Origin of the sequence: Xylanibacter ruminicola (assembly GCF_900142525.1) — a bacterium.
In the GTDB taxonomy this organism is placed as follows: Bacteria; Bacteroidota; Bacteroidia; order Bacteroidales; family Bacteroidaceae; genus Prevotella; species Prevotella ruminicola_A.
In genome coordinates this window covers 231,861-240,857 of the sequence record NZ_FRBD01000004.1, presented here as the reverse complement: position 1 = coordinate 240,857, position 8,997 = coordinate 231,861, and the positions used below count along the sequence as shown (strand labels likewise).

The window sequence follows — 8,997 nt, the reverse complement described above, 5'->3', positions numbered from 1 at the left end:
AAGAATATTATTACGAATTTCCCAATAAGATTTCTATAAACAAATGAATCAGTCACGGGGTCGGTTCTTTTGATCATTTTCTCGTTATTTCTTTTGCGGATTACAAATAAGTTTGTATCTTTGTAATCGAATTAATAAACCATCGGTAATAATGGCAAAACGTATTAGAAAGAAAAGCGGGACTGGTCTCCGTCAGTTATCTAGACTTACGGGAGTTTCGTTTGGTGTTATACAAAAGTTGTGATTCAATAAAGATGATCAGAAGACCCTGTGATTGCTTATTTGCAAGCATGAAGAAATAACTTTCGGTGAGAATAAAGATATGAGGTGGATATGGATTAGTTTGGTTCTGGCACCACTGACGCTGATGGCGCAGAAGGTGACTTTACATAAGCAGAGGGCTTTCCCAAAAACGGTCTCTGCAGGCAACTATAGTGGCATTGCGTGGCTAGGAGGTTCAAAATATGCTGTGGCGAATGACAAGTCGCCAACAGCAGGTTTTTATCTGATGACGATAGAGACGGATAGTATCACAGGCGACTTGCTGTCTGTTCATGAAGACTCCTTTCTTACCAGCGGCCTGCCTAACCGCGATGAGGAGGGCGTCTGCTATATGCCTCAGTCACAGACAATCTTTGTGAGTGGTGAGAAAGATCAGGAATCGTCTGCGCTTGCAGTCGTTTGGCGACGACTTGCAGCCCAAGGAACAGTATTGGTATGAAACGGACTCGACGGTGATTCGCAAGTGTAAAGGGCGCAGTATCTTGGGAGTTAGCGGATTGGCGGCTCTTGATGATGGGTCAATCGTGGTGTGATGAGAGATTGGTTTAAAACAGTTGTTTACGACCGATAGACATCATAAAACGTTATCCTTGTATGCCTATTTCTTTTACGCGTTGTTCGAAGTCGTCGCGGTTGCCGGCGGCTTTGTTTTTGATGCGGGCACGGTAGGCGTAGATGCTGTTGGGCGAGTAGTGGAGGAACTCGGCAATCTTTGAACTCTCGTCGATGCCCAGTCGGATGAGGGCGAAGATGCGCAGGTCGGTGTTCAGTCGGCTTTTGCTCGAAGGGATGATGTGCTCCTCGGGCCTAAGCAGGCTGTTGAAGTCGTCGACAAACGTGGGGAACAATCGCAGGAAAACAGCGTCGAAGTTGTCGAACAGCTCCTTCAGCTCATCCTCCTTGAGTTGCTCTGAGCCCGTCATTCGCAACAGGTCGGCATGTTGGTTGGCCTTGAGTTTGCGATGTACTTTGATGCGATAGTTGTCTAGTTTATCGATATAATCAGAACAGATACTGAGGAACTTGCCGATGTATTCGTCTTTTACGCGATTGGCATCCGACAGCAGGATATTGGTGGTTTGCAGCTTCTGGTTTTTGTCTGACAGCTGCTCGTTGAGCGATACCAGCTCGTTGTTAGCCTCCTTCAGTTCGTTTCGGGCTGCAGCCAACTGGCGGCGCTTGCGCATCACATAGATGTATGACCCAAACAGGAACAAAGCCAGGATGCTAACGGCCCCCACCATGATAGACAGCATGTGGTTGGTGTTGCGAAGCTGACTCTTGTAGTTATCGTTGATCACGGTGAGTACAGGCGATATCTGCCAACTGCGCAGATGAGCATTAAACATGGTGGCACATCGCCAAGAGCACTCTACATAGCGGTAGGCTCGCTCCATGTCGCCTTCGGCACTCAGTCGTCCGGCCAGCATCCAGAGCGAAGCCTGGTCCATAATGCTGCATCGCAGGTCGCTGATGGCCGATGAAGCCAACCAATAGCGCTCCATATCCTGATGGCCCAATTTTCCATATATCTCAGAGCGTATATAGGCCATATAGGCGTAGTCGGGGGTGATGGGCTCTACCTTGGTCATCCAGATGTCGCTATAGCGCTTGGCCTCTTCAAACTGGTCGTGTGTATACAGCAGCGATACCTTTTTGGATAGCCATAGGATAGATGTGGTATCGGCTATATTCATGATGGAGTCGCGATAGGCATCCGAGAGCTTATAGGTCTGGTACTTATATTCTGTGTCGTTGGTATAGGTTGCTATCTCGCCATACAGATGGTTCAGGCCTTCGTAGTAGGCTATCTTGGCAGCATCAGTACTCAGCTGTTTGACGTCAACCAGCTGGAAATACTTCTGTGCTTCGCCGTAAGCGCCACTTTCGCCATATTGATGTGCCAAGCGGATATAGCTCTCTGCCTTCAGGTCGGGGCGCCCCATGTTATCGGCCAATTTGATACATTGTTTGCCATAAACCAAAGCCGAGTCGTTCATCAGTTTGCGATAGGCCTCATACAAATCTTCTGCCAACAGGTAGCGCCTCATGGGCTCGTGGGCTTTGGCGTATTGTGCTTTCAGCGAGTTGATCTGTTCCTGACGTTCGGCCAAACGATCGTCCAGCTGCTCGATAGCTTTGTCTAGTTGATGATACAACGAGTCTAAATCAGGCTTTTCGGCGGCCGATGCGATGCGGCCAAGGCCCAATACTGCCAATAAGAATATGAATCGTATCATTTTAGTTATTTTGATGTTTGTGCCTGCAAAGATAGTCATTTATTCTTAACGAGCATCATTTTTAGTCGTTTTTTGTTCATTTTCAGGTAAAAAAACTATCATATTTCTCTTGATACTGTCCATATTTCCTGATGAGGTAGAAAAAAGCTAACTCGTTAATAATCAGCTATATCACTTTTTTATGGTCTTTAAAACATCCATATTTTAGTCTTGATGTTATAGGATAGTGCCTACATTTGCTGTAATTTTGCAACCGAAAACTTGGCGAAGGAATTTCATATAGAGTTAATTGGTTAGTTAAGTTAGTAATGAATAGTTAGTTGATTAGGTTTATAACCTGATAATCGGTAGGCATTAGTTTTAATAAGGTAATTAAGATTGTTGTAAGGGAACATTTAAGAGAATAAATTACAGAAGAAAACGTTTTTTAAAATAATGTCTGATAAAAAAGAATTTATGAAGAAAAGAAAAAACCTGAACGCAATGAGACGAATAGTCTTTGTCTTATTTGCAATGCTTCTTTCTTTGACGGTATCAGCGCAGAAGCTGAAAGTCACTGGAGAAGTTATCGACGACCAGAACAACCCTGTTATTGGCGCGTCAGTTTTTGAAAAGGGCACCTCAAACGGTGCAGTTACCGATCTCGACGGCCATTTCAACATGCAGGTTGAAAAGGGCGCCACTTTGCAATTCAGCTACATTGGTTACGTAACCCAGAATGTAAAGGCTGCTGCTCAGATGAAGGTTGTGTTGAAGGAAGACAACAACCTGCTTGATGAGGTAGTTGCCATTGGTTATGGTGCTGTGAAGCGTAAGGACGTTACAACAGCCGTAAGTAGCGTATCTACCAAGGACTTGGAGAACCGCCCCATTGTAAGTGCCGCACAGGGTATGCAGGGTAAGGCTGCCGGATTGCAGATTTCGCAGGCTAACGGTCAGCCAGGTTCTGCGCCTACCGTTCGCGTGCGTGGTACTACTTCATTGAATGGCTCAAATAACCCGCTTTATGTAGTAGATGGTGTGCCTTTCGAGGATATCGATTTCCTTTCGGCTGATGATATCGACGACATCCAGATTCTGAAGGATGCCTCTTCGGCAGCTATCTATGGTAGCCGTGCTGCCAATGGTGTTATCATCATCGGTACCAAGCAGGGCAAGCAGGGCGTTGCTAAAGTTTCGTTTAATGCACATTATTCATTCAGCCAGGTTAACCATACGCCAAAGGTGCTGAATGCCTGGGAGTATAAGGAACTGCAGGACGAGATAGGCCTGGTGAATATCCCTGACGGACTGACCGACCAGACCGACTGGATGAAGGAGACTTTCCGTACAGGTGCCGTGCAGAACTATCAGTTGCAGGTAACCAACGGTACCGATAAGCTGCGTTACTTCCTGTCGGGTGGTTATACCAAGGAGGATGGTGTGATTCATGATACCGACTTTGAGCGTTATAACTTCCGTGCTGCTGTTGAGAACGATCTGCGTTCTTGGCTCCGCCTGAATGCCAGCGTTACCTATTCAGACTATACATATCGTGGCGGCATTACCTCTGGTACAGGTGCCAACCGCGGTGGTGTGCTGTTGTCGGTTATTAACACCCCAACCTATGCATCCATCTGGAACCCAGAGAAGCCCGAGCAGTATAACAACAGCTTCTATGGCGTAAACATCACCAGCCCGCTGGAGAATATCGCCCGTTCAAAAGATAATCGCACTAACTACAATAAGCTGATAGCTACGGGCAAGGCTACCATTACATTCCTGCCCGAGCTGCAGCTGACCTCTAGTCTCTCGATGGAGCGCACACAGGGAACAACCATGAACTTCCTTGATCCTCATGAGATTCAGTATGGTCGCGATACTTATGGTACAGGCTACGATGCACGTAGCATCCGCACTACCATGACTTTTGATAACATCCTGAACTACAAGAAGAACTTCGGTGTTCACGGCGTTGACCTGATGTTAGGTTCATCTGGTACAACAGATAAGAGCTCTAACAACTGGATTAACGGTTCGAACTACGCTAATGCCGATATCAAGACCCTGAACGGTGCCAACAAGATTTCGTGGACAGGTACTGGCTCATGGGCTGGTCACTGGGCTATGCAGTCGTTCTTTGCACGTTTCAACTACAACTACAACGATACCTATCTGTTTACTGCCAATCTGCGTGCCGATGGTTCGTCGAAGCTGGCTCCTGGTCATCGTTGGGGCTACTTTCCCTCATTCTCAGCCGCTTGGCGCGTAACCAGCGAGAAGTTTATGAAGAATGTAACCTGGATTGACGACCTGAAGATTCGCGGTGGCTGGGGGCAGACCGGTAACCAGAGCGGACTGGGCAACAACAGCTATCTGGCTTCGTACAACATCAACCGCATCCAGTGGTTTGGCGAGGGTAACGATGCCAACGCCACCCCAACTCGCAGTCAGTCGTCGCTGTCGAATCCTGAGCTCACTTGGGAGACCACAACCCAGACCGATATCGGTATCGACGTGACTGTTCTGAAGAACCGTCTGACTCTTTATGCAGACTATTATTACAAGAAGACCAGCGATATGCTGATGTGGATCACTCTGCCCTCAGGTTCGGCCGCAGCTAACTCTCTGCCTTACAATGGTGGTGAGGTAGTGAACAAGGGTTTTGAGTTCACCATCAGTTCAAAGAACATTGTTGGCAAGAACTTCAAGTGGAATACCGACTTCAATATCTCGTTCAACCGCAACGAGCTGAAGAGCCTGAAGCTGACACAGATCTACTATGCTGCCAAGACTACCGACTTTGTAAACGAGTATGTGGTTCGCAATACACCTGGTCGTCCTCTGGGTTCATTCTGGGGTTATATCAGTGACGGTGTAGATCCTGAAACAGGTGAACTGATGTATCGCGATGTAAATGGCGATGGTATGGTATCGGCTTCTGACCGTACCTACATTGGTGATCCTAACCCCGACTTCACTTTCGGATTAACCAACACTTTCTCATATAAAGGCCTCAATCTGAGCGTGCTTATCCAAGGATCGTATGGTAACGATGTCTATAACGTAGGCCGCATGGATACTGAGGGAATGTACGACGGTAAGAACCAGACCACCCGCGTCTTGGAGCGCTGGCGTGTGCCTGGTCAGATTACCGACGTGCCAAAGGCCGGATTCGAGATGCATAACTCAACCTACTTCCTCGAAGATGGTTCATATATCCGTCTGAAAGACGTATCACTCTCTTACGATGTACCTCGCAACTTCCTGCGCAAGCTTCATATCACTAAGCTGCAGCCATATATGTCGGCTACCAACCTGATTACCCTCACCAAGTACATGGGTATGGACCCAGAGGTGAACCAGAATGGTAACAGCGGCTCAGTACAGGGACTCGACTGGGGTACATATCCTCTGTGCAAGTCATTCTCAATCGGACTTAAAGTTGAATTCTAAAAATCAATAAGCAATGAAAGCAATCAAAATATTATATATGTCACTGGTGGCAGCCATGATGGTTGGCTGTTCGCTCGACCAAGACCCTATCTCAGATCCTACTGAGCTGACTGAGGGTGTGCTGAACGACTCGGTGGCTGCTGTACTGAAGGACAAGCAGGCTGCTATCGACCAGCGTAAGAATCTCTATGAACTGCTTCGTAACCGTCAGGAGCACTGGTCGCTCGACATGCTGCTCATAGCCGAGTCGCACTCTGATAATGCCTATGCAGGTACCACAGGTGCCGAGGTAGTGCCTTACGAGACCAACTCTATCGACGCCAGCAACTCTGTGCTTAGTCGTGACTGGAGCCGTTATCTGGCAGATATTGCTCAGGCTAACGTGCTGATTAACGGACTCGACGAACTGAAGGCCAAGAACCAGGTAAGCGATGCAGAGTATCGCCAGTGGCAGGCCGAGGGTCGCATCTTCCGTGCGTTGGTGATGTTTGACATGGCTCGTCTTTGGGGCTCATTCCCTGTTATCACCAGCATTGCCAAGACCATTACATCTGATAATGTAGAGGAGGTCTATCCTACTTATTTCCCTCCAAAGATGACAAGCGAAGAGTGCTATCAGCAGGTTATCAGCGACCTGGAGGATGGTGTTCAGAATGCACCCGATTTCAGTCAGTCTGATCGCACCCTGCTCACCAAGACTGTAGCGCAGGCTATGCTGGCAAAGGTTTATGCCGAGCGCCCTGTGCAGAACTACGCCAAGGTGATTGAGTATGCCGAGAAGGTACGCAATACAGCTGGTCTGGAACTCGAGCCCGACTATGCTACACTTTGGGGCTATGATGCCGACAAGAAAGATTGCGTGAAGCGTAACACTACCGAGGGAATCCTCGAGGTACATTATACTACTGGTAACGGTAACTGGGAGACATGGATGTATGGCCGCCAGTTGGACGATTATGAGTACTACTTTACTTGGGCCAAGTGGATTACTCCATCGCGCGACCTGATTAGCGACTTTACTGCAGAGGGTGATGAGATCCGCTTCAACGAGAGCGTGGTTTACTACGAGTGCACATGGTCTAACTACTATCCCGCTTCGCACTATCCATTCATGTATAAGTGCCGCTCCAGCTATAGCAACCGCTACAAACTGCGTCTGGCTGATATCCTGTTGATGGAGGCTGAGGCCTACGCTCATCAGGGCAATGCCCAGCAGGCTGCATCGCTGGTAAACCAGATTCGTCAGCGTGTCAACCTGAAGGATATCGATGCTTCTGGCGATATGGTTGAGAAGGTGCTGCACGAGCGCCGTCTGGAGCTTGCCTTCGAGGGTCAGCGCTGGTTCGACCTATGCCGTAACGGTAAGGTAGAGCAGTACATGAACGCTGTATATGCCAAGGATGCTGGCCGTCTGGAGCAGAAGCGCCTGTACGACGAGAACAGCTATCTGTTGCCTCTGCCACAGACAGCCCTCGACGAAAATATAAATCTAGAACAAAACCCCGGTTATTAATTTAAAGAACAATGAAAACTAAAATGTCTATATTCAGCATAGCAACAGCCGTGATGCTCTCTGTGTCATCGTGCTCAATAGAATCAATCGACGGTGCTGCCCGTCCAGCAAACAATAGTGAAACTCCAGCTCCAACGGGCGATGTAGCTACTATCTATACCACCACAGGTTCTGGTACCAACCAGCTCACCAAGAGCGCAGCCGAGATTTTTACATCAACCAATATGGCACCTTCTACCATTCTGGTTGATCCCACTCAGCAGTTCCAGACTATGGATGGCTTTGGCTTTGCCATCACCTATTCTACCTGTTATAATCTGTTGAAGATGTCGGCCGAGGATCGTGCTGCCTTCCTGAAGCAGACTTACAGCGTGAGCGAGGGTTACGGTGTGAGCTACGCTCGTATCTCCATCGGATGTAACGACTTCTCGAGCACAGAGTATTCGCTTTGCGACGAGAAAGGTTTGGAGAACTTCCGTCTTTACTCTGACGAGACACAATATGTGATTCCTGTATTGAAGGAGATCCTGGCTATCAATCCTGACTTGAAGATTATTGCTGCTCCTTGGACCTGCCCCAAATGGATGAAGGTGAGCAATATCGAGACCAAGACACCTTTCGACTCTTGGACCGATGGTCATCTGAACCCAGACTATCGTAAGGACTATGCCCAGTACTTCGTGAAGTTCATCCAGGCTATGGCTAAAGAGAATATCAAGATCTATGCTGTATCGCCACAGAACGAGCCATTGAACAAGGCCAACTGTGCTTCGCTCTACATGCCTTGGCAGGAGGAAGCTCCATTCGTAGCCGAGCTGGCCAGCGCCTTCAAGCAGGCTGGTATCAATACCAAGATCTATCTGTTCGACCACAACTACAACTACGACAACGTAGCCGATCAGGAGGATTATCCTGTAAAGGTTTACAACGCGCTTGGTAACGAGTTCGAGGGTAGCGAGCTGGTAGTAGGTTCGGCCTATCACGACTATGGTGGCAGCAACAGTGAGCTGACCGATATCCACAATCAGGCTTCAGACAAGGAGCTTATCTTCTCTGAGTCAAGTATCGGTACTTGGAACGATGGTCGCAACCTGTCGAAGCGCCTCATGGAGGATATGAAGAACGTAACACTGGGTACCGTTAACCAGTGGTGTAAGGCTGTGCTGGTGTGGAACCTGATGCTCGACGTGAATATGGGCCCCAACCTCGATGGTGGTTGTCAGACTTGCTATGGTGCCGTTGATATCGCCCTCGACTATAAGACCATCACCCGCAACTCTCACTACTATGTCATCTCTCACATGTCGAGCGTAGTGCGTCCTAATGCTATGCGTATTGGTGCTGCTCAGAGATCGCTGGTAAAGAACGGCTTGGTTTATTCTGCTTTCCGCAACAACGATGGTACTTATGCTGTAGTGGTTCTGAATAATGGCGATGAAGCCATCAATGCCACTATCAGCGATGGTCAGCGCCACTTCAAGGCCCTGATTCCTGCTCAGTCTGTTGTGTCATGCAATTGGTAATCAT

5 protein-coding genes are annotated in these 8,997 nt (G+C 48.1%); 4 read left to right on the top strand and 1 reads right to left on the bottom strand.

The genetic code is table 11. From position 1 onward, the window contains the following. Positions 1-322 precede the first annotated feature (322 nt). A complete protein-coding gene (locus BUB86_RS04180; RefSeq protein WP_139261395.1) occupies positions 323-721 on the top strand; it encodes a hypothetical protein in 399 nt (132 codons plus the stop codon). Between the two features lie 145 nt (positions 722-866). On the opposite strand, the gene BUB86_RS17925 is transcribed toward BUB86_RS04180, so the two are convergent. Beyond that, complete coding sequence (locus BUB86_RS17925) at positions 867-2,522, bottom strand: DUF6377 domain-containing protein (protein ID WP_254795090.1); 1,656 nt, start codon at positions 2,520-2,522, stop codon at positions 867-869. A 456-nt stretch (positions 2,523-2,978) separates the two neighbouring features. Here BUB86_RS17925 and BUB86_RS04170 point away from each other — a divergent pair, with 456 nt between their 5' ends. The 3 genes from BUB86_RS04170 to BUB86_RS04160 are packed head-to-tail and all read left to right on the top strand — an operon-like array spanning position 2,979 to position 8,993. Then, positions 2,979-5,957, top strand: a complete 2,979-nt coding sequence (locus tag BUB86_RS04170) for a SusC/RagA family TonB-linked outer membrane protein (RefSeq protein WP_073205932.1) — start codon at positions 2,979-2,981, stop codon at positions 5,955-5,957. A gap of 13 nt (positions 5,958-5,970) precedes the next feature. After that, a complete protein-coding gene (locus BUB86_RS04165) occupies positions 5,971-7,470 on the top strand; it encodes a RagB/SusD family nutrient uptake outer membrane protein (RefSeq protein ID WP_073205929.1) in 1,500 nt (499 codons plus the stop codon). An 11-nt stretch (positions 7,471-7,481) separates the two neighbouring features. Then, positions 7,482-8,993: a glycoside hydrolase family 30 protein gene (locus BUB86_RS04160; protein WP_073205926.1), complete on the top strand. Its 1,512-nt coding sequence runs from the start codon at positions 7,482-7,484 to the stop codon at positions 8,991-8,993. The last annotated feature ends 4 nt before the right edge of the window (positions 8,994-8,997 follow it).

Coding starts and splice junctions, on each gene's coding strand:
- BUB86_RS04180 (WP_139261395.1), top strand. CDS start 323: ATGAGGTGGATATGGATTAGTTTGGTTCTGGCACCACTGACGCTGATG.
- BUB86_RS17925 (WP_254795090.1), bottom strand. CDS start 2,522: ATGATACGATTCATATTCTTATTGGCAGTATTGGGCCTTGGCCGCATC.
- BUB86_RS04170 (WP_073205932.1), top strand. CDS start 2,979: ATGAAGAAAAGAAAAAACCTGAACGCAATGAGACGAATAGTCTTTGTC.
- BUB86_RS04165 (WP_073205929.1), top strand. CDS start 5,971: ATGAAAGCAATCAAAATATTATATATGTCACTGGTGGCAGCCATGATG.
- BUB86_RS04160 (WP_073205926.1), top strand. CDS start 7,482: ATGAAAACTAAAATGTCTATATTCAGCATAGCAACAGCCGTGATGCTC.